This is a genomic window from Chryseobacterium gambrini (genome assembly GCF_900156825.1).
In the GTDB taxonomy this organism is placed as follows: Bacteria; Bacteroidota; Bacteroidia; order Flavobacteriales; family Weeksellaceae; genus Chryseobacterium; species Chryseobacterium gambrini.
This window is the reverse complement of record NZ_FTOV01000002.1, coordinates 332,722-356,255: the sequence shown is the minus strand read 5'-3', so window position 1 is coordinate 356,255 and position 23,534 is coordinate 332,722. Positions and strand designations below refer to the sequence as shown.

At 36.2% G+C, this 23,534-nt stretch carries 10 protein-coding genes; 5 read left to right on the top strand and 5 right to left on the bottom strand.

Annotated features, from left to right (window positions below; all coding sequences use genetic code 11):
- Positions 1-145 precede the first annotated feature (145 nt).
- The 5 genes from ccoN (at position 146) to BW951_RS05175 (ending at position 11,932) form a co-directional block, all read left to right on the top strand.
- Positions 146-2,425 (top strand): cytochrome-c oxidase, cbb3-type subunit I, encoded by a 2,280-nt coding sequence (gene ccoN, locus BW951_RS05195; protein ID WP_076390806.1) that lies wholly within the window; start codon positions 146-148, stop codon positions 2,423-2,425.
- A gap of 16 nt (positions 2,426-2,441) precedes the next feature.
- A complete protein-coding gene (locus BW951_RS05190) occupies positions 2,442-3,329 on the top strand; it encodes a cbb3-type cytochrome c oxidase N-terminal domain-containing protein (RefSeq protein ID WP_076390805.1) in 888 nt (295 codons plus the stop codon).
- 296 nt (positions 3,330-3,625) lie between these two features.
- A complete protein-coding gene (locus BW951_RS05185) occupies positions 3,626-8,656 on the top strand; it encodes a translocation/assembly module TamB domain-containing protein (RefSeq protein ID WP_084196360.1) in 5,031 nt (1,676 codons plus the stop codon).
- Complete coding sequence (gene tamL, locus BW951_RS05180) at positions 8,657-10,984, top strand: translocation and assembly module lipoprotein TamL (protein ID WP_076390804.1); 2,328 nt, start codon at positions 8,657-8,659, stop codon at positions 10,982-10,984. It begins immediately after the preceding gene.
- A 12-nt stretch (positions 10,985-10,996) separates the two neighbouring features.
- Complete coding sequence (locus tag BW951_RS05175) at positions 10,997-11,932, top strand: YihY/virulence factor BrkB family protein (RefSeq protein WP_076390803.1); 936 nt, start codon at positions 10,997-10,999, stop codon at positions 11,930-11,932.
- A gap of 39 nt (positions 11,933-11,971) precedes the next feature.
- Here BW951_RS05175 and argS read toward each other — a convergent pair whose 3' ends face one another.
- From argS to BW951_RS05150, 5 genes are all read right to left on the bottom strand, one after another.
- A complete protein-coding gene (gene argS / locus BW951_RS05170) occupies positions 11,972-14,086 on the bottom strand; it encodes an arginine--tRNA ligase (RefSeq protein ID WP_076390802.1) in 2,115 nt (704 codons plus the stop codon).
- A gap of 108 nt (positions 14,087-14,194) precedes the next feature.
- Positions 14,195-15,568, bottom strand: coding sequence for a SusD/RagB family nutrient-binding outer membrane lipoprotein (locus BW951_RS05165; protein WP_076390801.1), 1,374 nt, complete (start codon positions 15,566-15,568; stop codon positions 14,195-14,197).
- A gap of 2 nt (positions 15,569-15,570) precedes the next feature.
- Positions 15,571-18,486 (bottom strand): SusC/RagA family TonB-linked outer membrane protein, encoded by a 2,916-nt coding sequence (locus BW951_RS05160; RefSeq protein ID WP_076390800.1) that lies wholly within the window; start codon positions 18,484-18,486, stop codon positions 15,571-15,573.
- A gap of 404 nt (positions 18,487-18,890) precedes the next feature.
- Positions 18,891-20,444 carry a SusD/RagB family nutrient-binding outer membrane lipoprotein gene (locus BW951_RS05155; RefSeq protein ID WP_076390799.1) on the bottom strand — a complete coding sequence of 518 codons (1,554 nt, stop codon included), beginning with the start codon at positions 20,442-20,444 and terminating at the stop codon, positions 18,891-18,893.
- 26 nt (positions 20,445-20,470) lie between these two features.
- Positions 20,471-23,491, bottom strand: coding sequence for a SusC/RagA family TonB-linked outer membrane protein (locus BW951_RS05150; RefSeq protein WP_076390798.1), 3,021 nt, complete (start codon positions 23,489-23,491; stop codon positions 20,471-20,473).
- Positions 23,492-23,534 lie beyond the last annotated feature (43 nt).

Sequence of the window (23,534 nt, the reverse complement as noted above, 5' to 3'; positions counted from 1 at the left end):
TATCTATTAGACTTACACAAAGTTAGTAAATACCTTTGTCAAAACATTATTACACTACATGATATTTAAATATTACCTTAAAATTTGTTTGTAGAATTAGGCTTTAATAGAAAAATATCAACTTCAGTACAACACAATAGGAATTATGGAGACGCAAAAATTTAATTATGACAATAATATTGTCAGAGCATTCCTCTATGCTACAATCGCATTCGGTTTGGTGGGTTTTTTACTCGGGCTTACTGCTGCGCTGATGCTTTTTTATCCTGAGCTTCCGGAATTTTTATTCGGAACCGATGATACAACGATTAAAAGTTTAGTATCTGGAAATATTCAGGGACTTATTAATACTCAGGGAGCTTTAGGTTTCGGGAGAATCAGAATGCTGCATACGAGTGCTGTAATTTTCGCTTTCGTCTGTAATTCCTTTTTCTGCGGTGCATATTACAGTATGCAGAGACTTCTTAAAACAAGAATGTACAGCGACACTTTATCATGGATTCATTTCTGGACATGGCAGATCATGATTGTTTCTGTGGTTATTACTTTCCTTATGGGAATCAATACCTCAAAAGAATATGCAGAACACGAATGGCCGATTGATATTTTAATTACCATTTCATGGGTTATTTTCGGGATCAATATGTTCGGAACCATTGCCAAAAGAAGGGTGCGACACCTTTATGTAGCCATCTGGTTTTACATGGGAACTTGGCTTGCCGTAGCAATGCTTCATATCTTCAATAATCTTGAAGTTCCGTTGTCTTTCACTACATGGAAATCTTATTCCATCTACGCAGGAGCTAAAGATGCTTTGGTTCAGTGGTGGTACGGTCATAATGCGGTAGCGTTCGTACTCACAACTCCGGTTCTTGGTTTAATGTATTATTTCTTACCGAAAGCGGCAGACCGACCTGTATTTTCATACAAATTATCCATTATTCACTTCTGGTCTCTGATCTTCGTTTACCTTTGGGCAGGACCACACCATTTACAATATACTGCGCTTCCGGCTTGGGCACAGGCGGTGGGAACAGGTTTCTCCATCATGCTGATCGCTCCGTCTTGGGGAGGAATGCTGAACGGATTGCTGACTTTGAGAGGAGCTTGGGACAAAGTAAGAGAAAATCCTATCTTAAAATTCTTCGTTGTTGCGGTAACATGCTACGGTATGGCAACCTTTGAAGGTCCGCTTTTAGCAACAAAATCTTTAAATAAAATTGGTCACTATACAGACTGGGTAATCGGTCACGTACACATCGGAGCATTAGGATGGAATGGTTTCATGGCTTTCGGTATCGTTTATTATCTGATTCCGGTGATGTGGAGAACACAGCTTTGGTCCAGAAAACTAGCCAACTGGCATTTCTGGCTGGGAACTTTAGGAATTATTTTCTACGCCGTTCCGATGTATATTTCAGGATTTACACAGGGATTAATGTGGAAACAGTTCAATCCGGACGGAACTTTAGTTTGGAAAAACTGGCTGGATACCGTAACTGCAATTATTCCTTACTATAAAATGAGATTCTTAGGAGGTCTGTTCTATATTTCAGGAGCTGTTTTAATGGTGGTGAATGTTATTAAAACCGTCAGAGCAGGATCTTTCCAGAAAAACGTTCCGGCAGAAGCTCCGGCACTGGCAAATATCGGATCTGCAAGAAAAGAAGGCGAAGGAATCCACTTATGGATCGAAAGAACCCCGAGAGTTATGGCAATATTGGCTTTCATTACCGTAGCCATAGGAGGTTTGGTAGAAATTATTCCGACATTAACCTTAAAACAGAGTGTTCCTACCATTACCGCAGTAAAACCTTACTCACCATTGGAACTGGAAGGAAGAGATTTATACATCCGCGAAGGCTGTAACGCCTGTCACTCACAGATGATCCGCCCTTTCCGTGATGAAATTGTAAGATTTGAAGGCAAAAACGGACAGTATTCCAAAGCAGGAGAATTTGTTTACGACAGACCATTCCTTTGGGGATCTAAAAGAACAGGACCGGATCTGCAGAGAGAAGGTGGAAGAAACCCGGATTCATGGCATTTCAAACATATGTATAATCCAAGAATTACCTCAGCGGGTTCTATAATGCCGCGTTTCCCTTGGCTGATTAGCAATACACTGGACAGAACAAAGACGGTAGACAAGATGAAATTAATGAAAAATTACTTTGACGTTCCTTATTCAAAAGCAGAAATAGATTCCGCAAACCAATGGGCAGACAATCAGGCAAATGGTATTGTGAAAAGAATTTATTCTGAAGCGAAAGACGTGAAAGATCAGGTGGAAAAAGACCGTGCTGCAAAAGGAGCTTCATTCGTTCCGCTGGAAAAAAGAGAAATCGTAGCCATGATTGCTTATCTGCAAAGATTAGGAACAGACATCAAAACCACTCAGATTCAAACTGCAAGTGCAGAATAATTTAAATTAAATTGACATGAAAACAAGAACCCCGATTTCAATCTACATTCTCGTAACAGTAGGTTTAACGATTATGGCGTTCGAAATGTTCGCGCACGATTCAGGATATTTTTCTTCACCTTTTTTCTGGGGATTAATGCTTATTGCCATTATTCTTCTTCTCATCATGAATTCCATCGGAGATTTAATTGAAGGTGAAAATTTTAAGAAATTATCTGACGAAGAAAAAGCAGCCTATATTAAAGATAAAAATACACCTTACTTTCAGAAACTCTGGAATTCGGCATTCAAAAAGCAGTCTGCAACAGAGGAAAAAGATATTCTTATCGATCACGGATTCGACGGAATTACGGAGCTAGACAATTCTCTTCCAAAATGGTGGATCGGCTTATTCTACTTCGGTTGTATTTTCTGTGCGGTATATCTAATTGCCTTTACCTTCACAGATTATGCGCATCCGGATGCAGAACTGAATGCAGAAACCAAAACAATGCTTGCTTCTATTGCCGAGTTTGAAAAAACCGCACCACAGGTAACACTGGAAACTGCAAAATACAGTGCAGACAACATCGCGGAAGGTCAGGAATTATTTAAAACAAACTGCGTAACCTGCCACGGAGAAAACGGAAAAGGCGGAATTGGTCCTAACCTTACAGACACACACTGGATTAATGTACAACAGAAAAGCCTGTTTAAAAACGTAATCTGGATGCTGGAAAACGGTTCACCTAATAATCCTACGATGAGACCTCTGATTAAAGAAGGAACCATTACAGGAAGAGATGCCGAAAAAATCGCAGCCTATATTTATCATATCAATCAGGAAACCCCTCCTATTACTCCGGCTCAGGGCGGTGCTGCCCCACAAGGCGAACAGGTAAAATGGGAGAACGGAAACGAATAAAAAATAATTATCTCAACACTTAAACCATGCCAAGCCCCCTATCCATACACTAACTAAACATTTTGAATTTTCATTTTTGCTAAACCTTTTCAACAGAAAAAATGATTTAAAAGGGGGCTTTTTAAACAATTCAAACCTTTGCCTTGACTGCCATTTTCAACTATTCACTTGACAATAAACTAAACTAAATTCCATAATTGGCAGTCGAGGCAGGGTTTTTGTATTAAGAAAAAGTGTACCACAACATAGTAACAGTACGGTAAGTATTGTTATATTTGTTATAAACCCGATCACTTTTGAAACTGAAAATCAATAAAAGAAAACTCTTAAAGCGTTTTGCAATTACCATTATATCCATACTGGTATTTTTTTCGTTATTAGTACTTAGTTTAAGACTTCCTGTTGTTCAGAACTTTATCAAAGACAAACTGGTTGTTTATCTGGAGAAAAAAATCAAAACAAAAGTTAGTCTCGAAAGAGTCTACGTCGGCTTTCCCAACAGTCTCGTGATGGAAAACCTTTATCTGAAAGGTCAGGATATCGACACCCTTTTGGCAGTAAAAAAACTGGATGTAGGTTTAAATATGCTTAAACTCATCAACTCCACCGCAGATATTACCTCTGTAGATCTGGAAGGAGCAAGAGCCAATGTAGTGAGAAAACCCGACGGAAAATTTAACTTCGATTATATTCTGGATGCTTTTGCAACAAGCGATAAGGAAGAAAGTGCCTCCAAACCGTTCATTATTTCTTTAGATAAAATCAATCTGAAAGACATCGGTGTTACCTTCAACGATCAGCAATCCAGAAATGATATTCAGCTTTACTTTAAATCTTTTGATACAAGGGTAAAAACATTTGATCTTCAGAAGAATTCTTATGCCGTAAACGACATCAATTTAGACGGCTTAAAACTGAAACTGAAGCAGGATCTTGTAGAAGAGGTCTCCAAAAAAGTAGAGAGAAAAGTCGATTCTCTTAATAATAAAAAGCCGATGCAGATTGGTTTAAGAGGAATTAAACTCACCAATTTCAACATCGATTACGGAGATGACAATACCAAAACTTTCGCTAAAGTTTTATTTAAAGAATTAAGCACGAAAGTGAATAAACTCGATCTGGAAAACAACGCTTACAATGTGGATAATGTGTTTCTTTCCGGAGCCGATATTAACGCCAATTTATATCTTCCTGCGAAAAATGCCAATCCGAAAACGGAGCCGGAAGCTTCAAAACCTTCGGAGAAAGAAAAAGCACTCAGTCTTCTTTTAGGAAAATTTGTTTTAAATGATGTAAAAGTCGCCTACAACAATACCGCAATTGCTCCTACCAAACAGGGAATGGATTTCAATCATCTGAATTTTTCCAAACTCAATCTTGAAGTCAGAAGTTTCAAAATGCAGAACAATACTTTTGCAGGAAACGTAAATTCCGCAGAAATTCAGGAAGCAAGAGGACTGGATATTCAGAAATTCAATACAGATTTTGTGTATAATGATAAACAGGCTTATTTAAAAGATCTTTATCTGCAGACCCCAAAAACCATTTTGCGCGATGAGGTCGTATTAAATTACAATTCAATAGAACAGTTAAGCTCAAATTTAGGAGCCGTACAGATTTCAGCCAACATCAAAGATTCAAAGATCGGATTTTCGGATATTCTGAATATTGTTCCGACTTTAAGAAATACCACACCTTTCAACAAATATCCCAATGCGTTTTTAAATGTTAATGCCAATGTAAAAGGAAGTGTCAATGATTTATTGATTAATAATCTGAAAATTTCAGGTCTCGATCAGCTACGGGTTGCCGCATCCGGAAGAGTGAAAAATGCAATGAATCCGGATCAGTTGTATTACGATCTGAAAATTGCGGAATTATCTTCATCAGCAAAAACCATTTACAATCTGGTTCCCAAAAATACAATTCCGAAAAATATTTCGCTGCCTTCCAATTTCAGCATCAAAGGAATTGCAAAAGGAACTACGAAAGTAGTTGCAACAGACCTTAACCTCTACTCTACGCTTGGAAATGCCTCCGTTAAGGCAAATGTGGATATGCGCAGAAAAAACAGAGAGCTGTATGATGTAAAAGCAAATCTTCAGGGACTTCAGTTGGGGAAAATCATCCAGAATAAAGAAATCGGAGCCATTTCTGCACAAATTTACGCGAAAGGAGAAAGTTTCGATTTTAAAAATGCCAATGCCGATCTTAAAGGTCATGTTGCTTCGGCTGTTTACAAAGGATACCGTTATCAGAACATGAACCTTACCGGAAAAATCCGCCGCGGAGTGTATAACGTTGTTTTAAATTCAAAAGATCCGAATGCGAACATGATGTTAACCGCTTCCGGAGTGTACAACGAAAAAAATCCGACGGTAAAAGTAAACGGAGAAGTCATAAAATTAGACCTCAACAAACTGGGATTCTATAAAGATCCCATGATTCTTGCCGGAAAAATAGACGGAGATTTTTCTAATCTCGATCCCGACAATCTGAACGGTTATCTGAATTTAAAGGACTTTGCCTTTTCGGATACCAAAGAAGTGTACCCGATTCAGGAAGTGAATTTAAAAGCGTCTTCAACTGCAGATTCCACTAATATTATTTTCAATTCCCAGATTGCAGATGTCGAATTAAAAGGAAAATATAAACTGACGCAGATTTTCGGAGCTTTATCGAATACAGTCAACCAATATTATCAGTTTCAAAAACCCGGAAAAGCACAGAAAATTCAGGCAGGACAGTTTTTCACCTTCAATGCAAAAATTAAAAATGATGATCTGATCAGAAAATTTGTCCCGGATCTTAAAAGTTTTGAAACGATTAATGTAAACGGAAATTACGACGCAGATTCTCAGAAAATTGAGATCGACGGACAGATTCCGCAGGTTCTTTACGGTGAAAATTCTATTGAAGATGCCACCATAAAAGTAACGAACGAAAATCAGGCTTTACAATACAATCTTTATGTTGCAGGATTAAAAAGCTCCAGTTTCGCACTGAATAAAGTAGGAATTACAGGAGATGTTGCCAATAATATCATCAATTATAACATCACCACAAAAGACCAGAAAGAGGTTACCCAGTTCCTGATTGCCGGAAATGCAAAATCACTGAACGACATCACGGAAATTTCTTTAAATCCGAATGGTTTAAAATTAAATTATTCTGACTGGACGGTTTCTGAAGGAAATAAAATACAGATCAGCAAAAACGGAATTCTCGCAGATAATTTCAGACTTTCCAACGCGGGAAGCGAAATTGCCTTACAATCTGAAAGCCAGACTCCGAATGCTCCACTGAATGTTTCTCTGAAGGATTTTAAGATTGAAACCATCACCGAATTAATTAAAAAAGATACGGTTTTGGCAAGAGGAACCATCAACGGAACGGCTCAGCTTAAAAATATTACGAAAAACATGACCTTCACTTCAGATCTCAATGTATCTGATCTGATTGTCTACGGAAATCCGGTAGGAAATCTTGCCATAAAAGTCAATAATAATGCTCCGAATCTACTGAATGCGAATATTGCACTTTCCGGAAATAACAACGATGTGAAAATTCTGGGAGATTACAATATTTCTTCCAGCACATTCGATATGAATATGGCGATCAATCAGCTTCAGATGAAATCTGTACAGGGATTCTCGATGAATGCGATAAACAATACAGAAGGGTATCTTTCCGGAAATCTGAAGATTACAGGAACAGCATCCAAACCGAATATTTTAGGTAAAGTAAAATTCAATGATGTAGGACTGGAAATTGCCAAAACAGGAAGTGATTTCAGAAAACTGAATGACGAAATCAGCTTTACCAACCGCGGAATTGAGTTTGATAATTTTAAAATTAAAGATAAAGACGGAAACGCGCTTAGAGTGGACGGACAGGTTCTTACGCAGACATACAGAGATTTTGCCTTTAATCTTGATGTAGATGCACAGAATTTCAAAGTAGTAAATTCTGAAAAATCCAACGATGCCATTATGTACGGCGTTCTCTCTATTGATGCAGGATTACACATCCGCGGAAATTTAGATTTGCCGAAGGTGGACGGAAGACTGGCTGTTGCAGATAACACCGACTTTACTTTTGTGCTTCCGCAGTCTTCTCCTACGCTTCAGGAAAGAGACGGAATTGTAGAATTTATCGATCAGGATCAGGTTGTTTTAAACAAAACCGTGAAGGCAGATTCTTTAAATGCCCAGAGTAAAATTAAGGGAATGGACGTAAGTGTGAATATTGAAATCAGTAAGAAAGCAAAAATGTCTTTGCTGATTGACAAAGCCAACGGAGATTTTGTGAAACTTCAGGGGGAAGCGGAATTAACAGGCGGAGTCGATCCATCGGGAAAAACCACGCTTGTCGGAGTCTATGAAGTGGAATCCGGAAGTTATGAAATGACGGTAAGTGTTCTGAAACGTAAATTTGATATTCAGAAAGGAAGTACGATTACATGGACCGGAGAACCGACAACGGCAAATCTGGATATTACTGCCGTCTATAAAACCGAAGCCGCCCCAATTGATCTTGTGGAACAGCAGATCAGCGGAGAACAGGCTTCTACACTCAATCAGTTTAAGCAGAGAATTCCTTTCAGCACGTTACTGAAAATGAAAGGTGAACTGCTGAAACCTGTAATTACTTTTGATATTACCACAGACGAAAAAAATAACGCGGTTTCTTCCACGGTTACAGATATTGTAGATCAGAAGCTTGCCCAGTTGAGAACTCAGGAATCTGAAATGAACAAACAGGTTTTTGCCCTTCTTCTTCTCAACAGATTTATCGGGGAAAATCCTTTTGAATCCGGAGCGGGACTTTCGGGAGAAATGCTGGCAAGACAGAGTGTGAGTAAAATTCTTTCCCAACAGTTAAATAATCTTGCCTCGGATCTTATTAAAGGAGTGGATCTTAATTTTGATCTTGAATCTTCTGAAGATTATTCTACAGGATCTAAAAATACGAGAACAGACCTGAATGTAGGGTTAAGTAAAAAATTACTGAACGACCGTCTGAAAGTTTCTGTGGGAAGTAATTTTGCACTGGAAGGAGAAGCGCGGCAAAATGAAAACATGACGAATATCGCAGGAGACGTAACAGTGGATTACAGCCTTTCCAGAGACGGAAGATACATGCTTCGCGCATACCGCAAGAACGAATATCAGGTTGCGCTTCAGGGGCAGATCGTAGAAACAGGCGTAGGATTTATCATCACTTTGGACTATGACAAGTTCCGCGATATTTTCCAGAAATCTAAAAACAGAAAGCAGAAGGAATCCAGAAAAAACCAACAAAACCAAGTTGTAGAATTTAAGTAAATGAAAAAAAGTTATCAGACCTATTTTAAATTTTTAATCACCTGCGGAATGGCTTCTGCAACGCTTTCCTGCAGCAATACAAGATTTCTTAAGGAAGGACAGATGCTTTACACAGGAGCGGAAGTGAAGATTGAAAACGACACTTTGCCGAAAAAGGAAAAGAAAGATCTTCAAAGCGCGCTTCAGGATAAGCTGACTCCTAAACCGAACTCTTCATTTTTAGGATTAAGACCTAAACTGTATTTTTATAATATTGCCAAAGAGCCGAAAAAAGAAAAAGGCTTCAACTACTGGCTGAAATATAAAGTGGGAGAAAAACCTGTTTTGCTGGGTGATGTAGACCGCGAATTCAATAAAGACATCATTGTGAATTATTCTGAAAACAAAGGATATTTCAATGCAAGAGCTACCTATGATACGGTTGCCAAAAATAAAAAAGCCAAAGTAATTTACACTTTAAAACCGGGAGCAAGATATCTGATCAGCAATGTAAAATTCCAGAAAGATTCTTCACTGGTGAATCAGGAAATCCAGAATCTGAAAGACAACACGCTTTTGAAGCAGGGAAATCCTTTCGATCTGGATGTTATAAAATCTGAAAGAGAAAGAATAGATAACCGACTGAAAGAAAGAGGGTTTTATTATTTTCATCCCGACAATCTTATTGTTCAGGCAGACAGTACGGTAAGCAAAAACCACAAGGTGGAACTGAATGTGAAGCTGAAGGATAATACTCCGGATCTGTCTACGCAACAATTCAGCATTGATAAAGTAATTGTTTTCCCGAATTATAGTATTCAGGATGTGAAACAGGGAAAATATTCGATCCCGATGAACACAGATTCGCTTCAGAAATATGAACACGGCGACATTTATGTTATTGATCCTCAGAATAAATTTAAACCAAAAATTTTCGACAGAGCATTATATTTTAAAAAAGGGGATCTGTACAACAGAACCAATCATAATCTTACGCTGAACAGGCTCATCAGTCTTGGTGTTTTCAAATTTGTGAAAAATGAATTCATTGTTTCTGATTCTTTACAGCATAAATTTGACACGTATTATCTTCTGACTCCGAGAGAGCTTCAGTCGCTTCGTCTCGAAGCTTTGGGAAGAACCAATTCTGCAAATTACGCCGGAAGTGAAGTGAATCTTAACTGGACTCACCGTAATTTTTTCCGCGGCGCCGAACAGTTTAAAGCTTCTGTGTACGGTGCTTTCGATTTCCAGATCGGAGGTCCAGAAAATGCGAAAAATATTTTCAGAATGGGAGCGAATGCTCAGCTTTCGATTCCTAGAATTGTTGCACCTTTCAGGTTTAATTCTTCGAGCGCGTTTGTTCCGAGAACCAATATTTCGGTTGGCTATGAATTCCAGAACAGAACAGAATATTATTCCCTCAATACGTTTACGGGATCTTTCGGGTACAATTGGAAAGAAAACGCACGAAAAGAACATGATCTGAAGATTTTTGACATCACGTATGTTTCTCCGGCTAATATTACTCCTCTTTACGATTCAATTTCTCAAAATAACGATGCTTTAGAAAGAGTGGTAAAACCTCAGTTGATATTCGGACCGATTTATTCCTATACGTATACAAACACGATGCTCCAAAAGCCAAATACTTTTTATTATAAAGGAACTTTGGATCTTGCAGGAAATTTAACCGGTTTGATTACCGGAGCGAATGTTGAAAAAGATAAAGAAAGAAAAATTTTCGGTGTTCCGTTCAGTCAGTTTGCCAAAATTGAGAATGATTTCAGGTTTTATCATAAATTCAATGAAAAAACTTCTTTGGCGACAAGAGCTATTGCGGGAGTTGCTTATCCTTACGGAAATTCGGAGTATATTCCTTTTTCCAGACAGTTTTTCTCCGGAGGAAGCAACAGTGTGAGAGCCTTCCGCGCAAGAACTTTAGGACCGGGAAGTTTTGATCCGAGAACCATTAAACCCGGCTATTATTTTGATCAGTCGGGAGACGTAAAACTGGAACTGAATGCGGAATACAGAGCCAATCTCTATAAATTTTTAAATGTTGCCTTGTTTGCCGATGCCGGAAATGTATGGCTGATTAATGAAGATTCCCAAAGACCGGGAGCGAAATTTTCCAAAGAATTTTTAAGCGAAATAGCTGTAGGCGCAGGTTTTGGTCTGAGACTTGATTTCTCTATCCTGATCCTGAGACTGGATCTTGCCATGCCATTGCGTGTTCCTTATTATGAAAGGGGTGAAAGATGGACATTTGATAAAATTAATTTTGGAGATTCGAGCTGGAGAAAAGATAATCTAATCCTGAATATCGCCATCGGATATCCTTTCTAAACCAAACCATCAATGATCGAACAATTAAAATTTTTCTGGGAAACATTAAAAGAATCATTCAGACAATGGAATAACTCTTCGGCTTCAAGTGATGCCGCAAGTCTTGCCTATTACGCTATTTTTTCAATTCCCGGGCTTTTAATTATCATCATCTGGATTGCAGGATATTTCTTTGGAGAGGAAGCCATTCGCGGAGAAATCACGAATCAGATCAGCGGAATCATGGGAAAAGATGTTGCAAAAAGTATTCAGGACATGATTGCAGGGGCTTTAATTGACAGAGAAAATATTTTTATGAAAGCTGTAGGAGTCGGTTCATTAGTTTTCGGTTCCACTACTCTTTTCTTTCAGCTTCAGCACTCGCTTAATAATTTGTGGGATGTTCAGGCAACTCCTCAGAAAGCATTCGTTAAATTTTTAATGGACAGAGCCAACTCTTTAGGAATGATCCTGATTATCGGTTTTTTGCTGATGATTACAATGGTGCTTTCTTCAATGATCAGCATTCTGAATAACTGGATTACGAATTATTTTGGACTGGAAACTTATCTTATTGTTCAGCTTGTGAATTTCGGAATCGGTTTTGCCATTGTCATGTTGCTTTTTGCATTGATGTTTAAAATTCTTCCTGATGTAAGAATGCGTTGGAAACCGGTTTGGAACGGAGCTTTTCTAACGGCAATATTGTTTACTCTGGGTAAATTTTTACTGAGTCTTTATTTCGGAACCACGAAACCTACTTCCGCTTTCGGAGCTGCAGGAACCGTGATCCTGATCATGATGTGGATTAATTATTCCTGTATGCTGATTTTCTTTGGCGCAGAATACACGAAAGTTTACGCCTATAAAAAAGGATATACCATTTTACCATCGAAACACGCAAAATGGAGCGATGCGAAATTGTATGAAGACAGTTTAAAAGAGAAAATGAATGCTGAAAAAGCTTAAAATAAAAAACCTTCAGAGCGTTCTGAAGGTTTTTTATTTTTACATTCTGTTTACGGTTTTTATTCCGAGTAAGCCTAATGATTTTTTTATGGTTTTTGCTGTGAGATCTGATAAATTCAATCGGAACTGTTTCAGATTTTCGTCTTCCTGACTGATAATCGGATTGCTCTGATAGAACGAATTGTAAGCTTTTACCAAATCATACACATAATTGGCTAAGAATGCCGGACTTAATAATTCTGCTGCTTTCTCTACCGTACCTTTGTAATTGGACAAAAGCATAATAAGTTCTTTTTCATATTGATTCAAAGCCAGATCTGAAGTCGTTTTAAATTCAAAATTAGCTTTAGATAATACCGATTGAATACGTGCGTAAGTATATAAAACGAAAGGTCCTGTATTTCCTGCAAATTCTACACTTTCATCCGGATTGAACAGCATTTTTTTCTTAGGATCAACTTTCAGCATGAAATATTTTAACGCAGCCTGCCCGATAATTTCGTAAGAAGCTTCTTTTTCTTCGTCGGTAAGACCTTCCAGTTTTCCTAGTTCAGTGGTAATTGCTTTTGCTTCCTTATACATTTCCTGCATTAAATCATCTGCATCTACTACGGTTCCTTCACGCGATTTCATTTTTCCGTTCGGAAGTTCTACCATTCCGTAAGACAAATGATACAACTGATCTGCCCAGGAATATCCTAATTTTCCTAAAATTTTAAACAAAACCTGGAAATGGTAATCCTGCTCGTTTCCAACGGTATAAATCAGTTTCTGAATATCATTCTGCTTGAAACGCTCTACCGCAGTTCCCAAATCCTGCGTCATATACACGGAAGTTCCGTCCGAACGAAGCAGTAATTTCTGATCCAGACCTTCATCGGTAAGATCGCACCATACCGAGCCATCTTCTTTCTGATAAAGCACTCCTTTCTCCAGACCTTCCTGAATCAAATCTTTTCCTAAAATATACGTATTGCTTTCATACTGAACCTGATCGAAATCTACGCCCAATCTGTTGTATGTTTCGTTGAATCCTTTGTAAACCCAAGAGTTCATCTCGTTCCAAAGGTTTCTTACTTTTTCGTCACCGTTTTCCCAGTCCAGAAGCATCTGTTGCGCTTCTTTCATGATTTCAGTCACCGGTTTACAGATCTCTTTCAGATTGGACTTTTCAGCTTCGAGCTTGCCTTCAGCTTCCAATACTTCTTTAAAAATACTCTGAAAAACTTTGGTCTGAGATTTAATGGTTTCCAGTTCTTTTTCGTCAGAAATATTTTCTTCCTTATTCTTTCTGGAAATGATTTCCTCAACTTTTTTAGGAACAGCAGAAATCAAAGAATCATTATTTAAAGCTTCTTTGAACTGTTTTTCGAACTCTTCATGCAATGCAGAAAGTTCAGAAATATCTACTGTCTGAAGCAATTCTTTTTTCTTAGCTTCAAGAGTATTTATTTTTTCATTTAATGTTTTAACTTCCTCTTTTTTAGGAGTGTCAAACTGATCAAATTTATTTACTCTGAAATCATTGAAGATAGTATTGGTCTGATTTTTCAATTCCTTATCAAATTCCACATAATATTTTCCGACGAAATGATCTCCTTTTGTACTGGTAGATTCCGGAGTTTCGTTTTTTCCGAACTTTTCCCAAGCCAACATGGATTTACAGATATGAATTCCTCTGTCGTTGATGATCTGCGTTTTAATGACATCATATCCCGCTTCTTTCAAGATCTGAGCAACGGAAAAACCTAATAAGTTATTTCTTACGTGACCTAAGTGTAGCGGCTTATTGGTATTTGGAGAAGAATATTCTACCATAACCGTAGCATTTTTCTTTTCTATAGTATCGAAACCATTATAAACAGATGTAAAATTGTCTACGAAAAACTGATTTCTGATTTTAATATTAAGGAAGCCTTTTACGACATTAAAACTTTCCAGTAAATCGGTCTGCTCTGTTAAAGCTTCTCCCAGTTCTACACCGATACTTTCCGGATTTTTCTTCAACTGCTTTACCAAAGGGAAAGTAACAATCGTAAAATCTCCTTCAAATTCTGTTTTATTTTCCTGAACTTCCAGATTAATGTCTTTCAACTGAAACACATTTAAAATAACCTCCGAAAGTTTTTCTTCTATTATATTTTTAATATTCATTGTCTGTTATTTAAAAAACGAATGAGTCTTTTTCTGCTCTGCAAATATACGGAAATAAAAAAACCGCCCGAAGGCGGAATAAATATGAAGAAAATTAAAATTATTGTTTTAATTATCCCACCAGACAGGAGCATATAAATCTCCTACAACTGTAGCGTTAGTGTTTAAAGTCCGCTCAGATTTTGGAGTAATTAATCTAAGAGGAATTTTCTTTGACTGACTATTTTGATTAGGTGTCAAAGCAGGAAAGCCTGTTCTTCTCCAATCGTTATATGGCTCTATAGTCGTAAACAATGCAATATACTTCTGAGTAATGATATTTTGTAAAGTGACAGCTGCTGATGCTGTATTTGCAAATATTGGATTATCTGATCCTGTAACGTCTACTAAAGAAGCGCTTACAGCAGCTTTCAATGCCGCCTGAGCTGACGTTGCATTTCCTAATCTGAACTGAGCTTCTGCTTCAATAAATTTAATCTCACTGTAACTAAAAATTATATTAGATGTACTTGCACTTCCTGCAAAAAAACTTCCAAACGGAGAAGCATCAGTATCAGCATCTTCTGGAGCAGAACCTGAATAACCTGAAGGATTATGACTATCTAATCCTACAAAATATGTAAGTCTTGGATCATTGTTATTTTTAAGAATATCTACAAAATATTTTCCCATCGACATATACCCTGATCTTTGATTACTAAATCCATACCAGAGATTCTGATTATTCCCTCCATCAAAAGTTGCAACTAAATTATCGCTGCTAGAAGTAAATGAATTTTGAAGATAGTTTAATGCTTTCTGAGCAGCAGCGCTTCCATCTCTTTGTGTTAATCTTAAAGCATATCTCGCTTTTAATGCATATGCAAGCTTTCTCCATTTACTTATATCTCCTCCATAAAAAATATCATTGGAAGAAGGTATATTCTTATTAGCGCTTACAGGTTTTGAAAAATCTGTAATTGCCGTATCTAAATATGTCTGAATTTGAGAAATTACCTGCTCTTGGCTATCGTATTTGGGACTTAGACCGTTGATCCCCTGAAAAGCCTGGGAAAAAGGAACATCTCCCCAAACATCTGTAGCATAACCAATATTAATCGCCATTAAAACTCTTGCAATTCCATCATAATAAGGATCTTGAGTTCCGAACTGCTTAATGATTTGATTTAGATTTACCCCTGCTTGGTAAATATTTGCCCAATCTGTTTCAACATCTGTTTCTGTTAGAAAATAATTGGTATAATCCAATGACTGAAACTGATTTCCATTTGTATGTTGGGTAAATAAGCTTAAGGTTCTGGGAAGATTACCTGTGGAATTCATTATAGTTCCTATTTCGCCTCCTGTTAATAAGGTTGTAGGAGTTGAGACCTCAGTAGGGCTATTAGGATTCTCATTAAAAGTATCCAATTCGTGCTGACAGGAAGTAAGACCGAGTAGAATCGTGGATACAAAACTTACTATATATAAATGCTTTCTCATAATTAAAATCCGAATTTAAATGTTAAATAATAACTTCTGGTATTTGGGTTGTTGAAATAATCAAACCCTTGTGTATTAGATGATGAACCTGCAAATGAGTTTTCTGGATCTATTCCTTTATAGTTTGTAATTAGAAATAAATTTCTTGCACTTAAGCTCAACTCTGCATTTTTAACAAATGATAATCCCATTGACTGGGAAATTACTTTACTAAAATTGTAACTAAGAGTTACATCTCTTAATCTCAGCCAATTTATATCCTTTTCAATAGCTGTTTCATTTGCACTTCCTGAGCCATCACCCAGATAGCTGACATAGTAAGTTTTATTTGATATTGCAATATTGTTGGGAGAACCATCTTCCAGTACACCAGGAATTACATATGTTCCGCTCCTATTCTCGGCAGAAGCCTGCGTCATTCCTAATCTGTTTAATCGAGCCAACGTTCCATTCCAAATATCTCCGCCTTTTCTAAAATCTAATAAGAAGCTTAACGATAAGTTCTTATATCTTAAATTATTTCTGAAACCTCCGGTCCAGTCTGGATTAGGATTTCCAATTAATCGAGATTCAGAACTTAAAATAGGAAGACCGTCTGAACCAATAATCAAATTTCCTGAATTATCCCTTCTGTAGGCAGAACCATAAAAAACACCTAATGGTTGTCCTAGAGATATTGTAGGAGTAAGATTACCACTAAAATAATCACTACCCATCGCAGAATTGTCGGGCACACCGTTTAAATCTACCACTTTATTTCTATTCATTGCCCAATTAAGAGTAAAATCCCAGCTAAAATTTTCCTTTTTGAAAATATCATATCCTAAACTTACTTCTAATCCTTTGTTTTCTACTGAAGGTCCGTTTGTATAATATGTGCTATAGCCAGAAGACGGTGCAATAGGAAGTGTTATCAACAAATCGTAATTTGTTGATTTGTAAGCACTCGCATTAAGATGAAGACGTTTAAACATTTCCAGTTCCAGTCCAATTTCAAATTCTTTATTATGTTCTGGTTTTAAATTTGAATTTCTTAATATTGTGGAGAAACCGTAAGCACCAACACTATTGTATGGAGATGTTAGTTGTGGACCAAATGAATCCGTAAAAAGAGGCGTTATATATGGTGTAATTACATTATAAGAAAGTGGTGCAGCATATGTACTTGCATACGAGGCTCTAATTTTTCCTAAATTTACCCAACTTGGTAAACCTAATGTTTTATTGAACAACCAAGATGCAGAAATAGATGGATAGAAATAAGAATTATTTTGCTTAGGTAATGCAGAATTCCAATCATTTCTCCCCGTAAGTGTAAGATAAACCTGATCATAGAAACCAAACTCTAATGATCCAAAAATCCCTCTCCTGATTTGTTTATAATCTGCGTTCTGGGCTTTGTAGTTCGAAAAATTACTTAAATTATATTGGTTTATCTCCAACATTGTAGACCCTACACTATACTGATCATTAAAAAAAGTGGAATTAATCTGCCCTCCAATATTATAATTTAGATTGATATTATCTGTTATATCAAAAATACCATTAAAAATTAAATCTAAGTTGTAAAGACTTTTTGTAAAAGTATCCAATATGACCTGACCTGTACCATCTGCTGTTGAATTACCGTTACTTGAGAATGAATAATTTTGCTGTGCATGAGTAGTATAAGTATCTACTCCTGCTCTAACGATTGCATTTAAGGATTTACTGTAATTATAATTAATATGCCCATTAAAAATTACGCGATTAGTTTCATCGGTATATGGGTTATTGTAAACTGTGTAAAAAGGATTATCATAGGCAGAAAAATAATTCTTATTATATCCCTGTGCAGTTTGATAATCTCTTACATCATAAGTTGAAGGCATACGTAATAACGAAAGCATAATCCCTGAAACATTACTTCCCTTTTGTGCTCTTATTCCTGTTGTATTACTATACAAGAAATCACCCCCAACTTTTAATTGCTCAGTAAATTTATATTCGCTATTAATGTTAAAGGATGTCTTTTTTAGACTTGTATTAGGAACAATACCTGTTTGATTTAGATGACCGAAAGAAGCTCTAAAATTACCATTTTCTCCTCCTCCAGAAAGTGCTAAGTTATAATTATTTGTAACACCTGTTTGATAAAAATTCTTAACATTATCATAGGCTTTTAATCCTGATACACTGGAAATCAAAGGTCCCCAGGATTGGTTTGTTCCTCCGGTGAGAGGGAAACCATCTGAACCATATTGTGCGGGATCAATATAAGTGACACCATTAGTTCCTGCTGCATAGGTCTTTTGCAAATTAATCATATTGCTTAGCATATCATAACCTACAGTAGTAGAAAAATCAATACCTATCCCTTTTCTCTTACGTCCTTTTTTAGAAACGTATATAATTACGCCATTTCTTGCACCCTCGCCATATAAAGCTGCTGCAGCACCTCCTTTTAATACATTCACACTCTCAATATCATCAGGATTAATATCAACTGCTCTGTTAGAATCATCAACACCTCCAATATTAGTTCCGGATCCAGCATTATTATTGTATGAGTTATCTATAATCTGCCCATCCAGCACAATTAGAGGCTGACTGCTAAGTTCTATTGATTTCTGCCCTCTGATAACAATTTTACTTGATGCACCAGGAGTGCCTGCCGTTCCGGTTACCTGTACACCTGCAACTTTTCCTGCTAAACCTTGAATTACATTTGTTTCACCAGATTTTTGCAAATCTCCACCTCCAACTTGAGAGGTTGCATATCCTAAAGCTTTTTTTTCTCTTTTAATACCAAGCGCAGTAACAACAACACCCTCAATTTCTTGTGTTCTTACTGTATCATTTTTCTTTTGCTGAGCATTAGCAATAGCTAGGGATGAGGACAATACCAGTGTGAGTATTCCCGTTGTTAATTTCTTCATATAAATTATATTTGCTATCACAAATATGTGAAATTTTATATTTAGCACAAAATAAAATCGGCTAAATTTAACATTTAGTCAAATAATCTCATTAATAAATCAAAATACTTTAATAAAAAAAGTTAAAACAAATCAAATTAACAAATATTACCAACAATAATTACATCAAATTTTATTATTTGCTAAAAAAGAAGTGACATTAAGTAAATAAAAAAAACTATACGAACAAATATCTTTAATCACTGATAGTGAATTATTTAGAGTCTTAATTAAAAAATTATCTATCAAAACAAAATGAAGATATAATGCATGACATATATTTTGTTTTTTAGAAAAATAAATTTTAACACTTGGAAATAAAAAAAACCGCCCGAAGGCGGTTTTTAGATATTATTTTCAATAGATTAGTTTCTATTCCAGAAAGGAGTAAATTGATTTTTAACAAATACATCTGCCTGGTTTACCACCGGTACATTTGCACTGTTTGTATTGTATTCTCTAGAAGGATATACTAATCTCCACGGCTTGTTCGGCTGAGTAGCCGTAAGAGCTAAAGGAGTTACAGGATAACCTGTTTTTAAATAGTTGATGTAAGTTTCCTGTGGTTTGATGAAGTGTAAAGCAACCATTCTTTGATATTGAATTGCTGCAATATGTCCATCAGATCCATTCCACCCATAAGGTTTCGTAGATAAAGAAGTCGTATAAGCAGTTGCCTGCGCAGCTGTTAAACCAAAAAATCTAAATGATGATGCAATTGCCTGATTATAATGACCAACTGCATTTGTAAAGATTGCCGGATACAATTCTGCTGCTTCAGCTTGCAATAATTCAGATTCTGCTACACTCATTACAGTTCCGTTGATACCAGAATTATCAACAAAAGCAGTACCCTGAGCGTTAATCTCACGGAATCTCCATCCCAATCTTGAAAAAGAAGCTTCTGTTGTTCCAGGAATCTGACCATCACCTTGAGTAATACCTCTAATAGTACCACCAACAGCTCGGTACATACTTCCACGACGAGTATCAGTAGTTCCAGTAGTTTTAGCATTAGCTCCATTTAATAGACCAGCAAAGTGACTAGAAATATCAATTAGTCTATATCCTTGGATATTCTCAGTTTGCTGATCAAAATTTAAATAAGCATAATTTCTGATTAATGGATTTTGCTGTGCAGCAGTACCACTACCATAACCTGGATTAATTGTAGCATCTCCATCAGTTTCAGATAAGAATTGTGCTCCTTGTAAAGACTGAAGTTGAGCCGTTACAAAAGCTTTTATAGTAGCATCTGTAACTTTTGACTGTCTAAGTAATAATCTCAGCTTAATTGTATTAGCTAGTTTTACCCATTTAGTCATATTACCAGCAAAAATTTCATCTTCGGTACCTACTGCAAATTGAGGATTACCAGTATTAATGCTAGTGATCGCATCGTTGATCATCAATACTAAATTCTTGTAAATATCCTCACCTTTATCATACTTTGGTGTAAGATTCGCATCACGCTTGAATGCATCAGAAAATGGAGCATCTCCAAAAAAATCTACAATATACTGCATTTCATTTGCCATCAAAATCTTCGCAATCGCAGCGTGATTAGAGTACTGAGCAGCTTGTGGGTTATTATAAATATTTGCGTATCTACTCATTGCCAGATAACTGTTATTCCAAAAGTTATTTCCTCTGGTAAATGCTGAAGTTACCTGTAACTGATATTCAGCACTATAAGGAGAGGCAAAATAATAAATATTTCCAGCCCAGTTATTCATCCACACGTTGGATAATTCGAAAATATCTCCGACTTGTACATTATAGTTAGAAGTTTGAGCTGCACTTAAATATAAATTTGGAGTTACAGCCTCAACGCTAGGGTCGTTTGGCGAAATGTTATCATCAAGCTTACAAGAAGCAACTGATAATGCTGCTAACGCTATAAAAATATATTTTTTCATTGTAATAAAATTAATTAGTGAGTGAATTAGAAAGTGATACTGATATTACCTCCATAAGTTCTTAGATTAGGATACTGTGTAGCTGCATTTCCAATAAAACCAGCATAAGCCCCATTTCCATCAAATCCTGTTTCAGGATCATCATAATTTCTGTTTTCTTTTGCAAATTTAATGAATGGATTTCTAGCCTGGAATCCAATAGTAAGCTCATTAATTTTAGAATTCCCTAATATTTTTTTATCAAATGTATAAGAAATAGCAATTTCACGAACTTTAAACGCTGTAGCATCCATTACAAAATTTTCACCTACAGAATTATAAGTAGCTCCTCCATAATGTTCTGATAAAGCCAATGTAGGATTATAATTAGCACTATTAGGATTATTATAAGTAGTTGCAAAAATAGGAACACTTGTGTTCGCAACGTAAGCACCATTCTGTAAGTATACCGAGTTAGGTATTACATAAGGTTTTGTTCTATCAAAATTTGCAGATTCTTCAAGCTGTCCAGAGAATGCCATCGAGTTTTTAGTACCAGAATAGAATACATGTCCTGTACGGTAATCAGCTGTTGCAGATAATGTAAAGCCCTTTACTTTTAATGACGTTGTAAGACCTAAAATATATTTAGGTGTATTTCTTCCCAAAACGCTAAGCTGAGAATTAACCTGAGGTAAACCTGTAGCAGCATTTACAACGATTCTTCCTTGATCATCTCTAACGTAAGTTGTTCCTTTAATTACTCCGAATTTCTCACCTTCAACAGCAAAGATACCTACGGAAGAAGAAGAAAGCAGAGCAATCTCTTTTGCACCATCAGCCAATTTAGTAACTTTACTATAGCCACTTGTAAAGTTAGCTCCGATATCCCAACGAATATTTTTATTTTTGATTGGAACAAAATTAATATTCATTTCAATACCTCTTCCTTCCATATCTCCAACATTTCTCCACTGTCCAGTTAAACCTGTTGCACTAGATGTTGTTTGAAGAGTAATTAAGTCATCTGTTTTACTTTTATACACAGCTCCATCAAACGTAATTCTATCATTGAATAGACCAAATGATAAACCTACTTCGGCTCTAGTAGTAAATTCAGGATTTAATGATCGATCTGTTACAGTTGTTTGTGGTTGGTAGCTTATATATCCACTACCAGCATATGGATATCCACCACCTACAATAGCAACTGGATATAACTGATAATTCCCAATAGCTGAAATACCTCCTGTTCTTTCTAATGCAGCATTAACCTTCAAATAATTCAAAACTTTGCCTCCAAAATCAAATGCTTTTGTCGGAATAAATGAAAGTGAAGCCGATGGGAAGAAATAAGAGAAATCATTACTTACAGATAATTGTTTTAAACTTGAATTCATCTCATATCTTCCTGCCGCATTGAAGAATAGATATTTTTTATATGATAAATCGATATTTCCTAAAAATGCATGAACATTAGTGTGGAATTTTCTATTATTTAATGTACTTGGCTGTGCCGGATTAGATAAATTTGGAATAGTATATAATCCCGGAATCAATAAACCTGTACCTCCAGCTTGGCTGTTTGTAGTTCTTCTATCCTGATAGTTATGACCTACTGTAACATCTAAATTTAAATCCGTTGCAATATCATAATTTAAATTTAAAGTTAAATCTCCATAATAGTTCTGTTGATTTACATTTGATTGAAAATAACTCGACTGAACATTAGGGAAAATTCCATCGTAAATTGGAGCTACTACATAACCATCATTATAATTACTGCTTTCAGCATTATTAAAGCTCATGTTACCACGATATGACAAATTAATATGATCGTCAAACTTATAAGCAGCAGCACCAATTAGATTAAAATAGTTCTGAATGGAATTAGATCTTATGTGTTTTTGTCTAAAATACGGGCTGGTGTAATAAATATTCCAACCATATGCATTGTCTGAATAATCTTTAAACTTCTCAATTGGAATATCTGAAGCACTCTGAAGCAAATCGTGATAAATAGTTGCATCAGCCTGAGAAGTTTTCGTTCTGATATAATTAATCTGACCGTCAAAAGACCATTTATTGATCTTTGTACCTCCTTTCATTAAAACTGAGTATCTGCTTAATTTATCATCAGCTACGATAAATTCTTTCTCTAAACTTCCAAGAGTTAATCCGAAATATCCATTGCTATTACCAGTAGATACTGATAAAGTATTTTGGAAAATTGTACCTGTCTGGAAAAAATCTTTAACATTATCTTTCCCATAAGGAGCAAAAGTTGACATAATTGAAGCTCCTTCATCTCCGGTAGGAGCATTATCATTTGGATTAACAGTAATAAAACCATCTCCATCAAAATCATATAAAGGAACACCATATGGCTGCATTGTTCCAGCATATGCAGGATCATTGAATGCTGGTCCCCATGCTCCATTTTCTACGTTAACTTTTTTACCAAACCATCCTTGTCCATAGCTTCTTTGTCTTTTTGGTAAGAAAGCGACTGTTTCGAAATCTACAGAAGAGTTATAATTAATTCTTAATCCTCCGCTCGCAGTACCTCTTTTCGTAGTCACTACTACTACCCCATTAATACCTTGAGAACCATATATTGCTGCTCCACCGGCACCTTTTATAATATTTACAGACTCTATCAAATCAGGAGGTAGCTGAGCCAAAATGTTAGCACTAGAAATAACGTTATCGATAACAACTAAAGCTTCTTGGCTACCAGTAATTGTCGTAGGAGTTCTGATTACAATACTTTGAGATGAATTTACACTACTGTTTGTCTGATTGATTCTTACACCAGAAGCCTTACCTGCAATAGCACTGATTGCATTCGGGTTATTAGCAGCTTTTAACTGCTGATTGCTAATAATTTGCTGAGCTGTAGTAACTTCATCTTTTACTTTCAATCTTCCAGTTACTGGCTGAACGAAAACAACTTCTTCAATGTCTGTCGTTCTAGGAATTGTATCATTTCCTTTCTTTTGAGCGTTGACAACCGCAAAAGAAGATGATAAAACTACCAGTAGAACACTTGCTGTTAATTTCTTCATATTTAAATTGATTATTTTTTATTATTTGCAAATATGTAAAACT

Excerpts from the sequence above, each read along its gene's own strand:
- BW951_RS05150 (WP_076390798.1), bottom strand. The coding sequence starts at position 23,491 with ATGAAGAAATTAACAGCAAGTGTTCTACTGGTAGTTTTATCATCTTCT.
- BW951_RS05165 (WP_076390801.1), bottom strand. The coding sequence starts at position 15,568 with ATGAGAAAGCATTTATATATAGTAAGTTTTGTATCCACGATTCTACTC.
- BW951_RS05160 (WP_076390800.1), bottom strand. The coding sequence starts at position 18,486 with ATGAAGAAATTAACAACGGGAATACTCACACTGGTATTGTCCTCATCC.
- BW951_RS05190 (WP_076390805.1), top strand. The coding sequence starts at position 2,442 with ATGAAAACAAGAACCCCGATTTCAATCTACATTCTCGTAACAGTAGGT.
- BW951_RS05155 (WP_076390799.1), bottom strand. The coding sequence starts at position 20,444 with ATGAAAAAATATATTTTTATAGCGTTAGCAGCATTATCAGTTGCTTCT.
- argS (WP_076390802.1), bottom strand. The coding sequence starts at position 14,086 with ATGAATATTAAAAATATAATAGAAGAAAAACTTTCGGAGGTTATTTTA.
- tamL (WP_076390804.1), top strand. The coding sequence starts at position 8,657 with ATGAAAAAAAGTTATCAGACCTATTTTAAATTTTTAATCACCTGCGGA.
- ccoN (WP_076390806.1), top strand. The coding sequence starts at position 146 with ATGGAGACGCAAAAATTTAATTATGACAATAATATTGTCAGAGCATTC.
- BW951_RS05175 (WP_076390803.1), top strand. The coding sequence starts at position 10,997 with ATGATCGAACAATTAAAATTTTTCTGGGAAACATTAAAAGAATCATTC.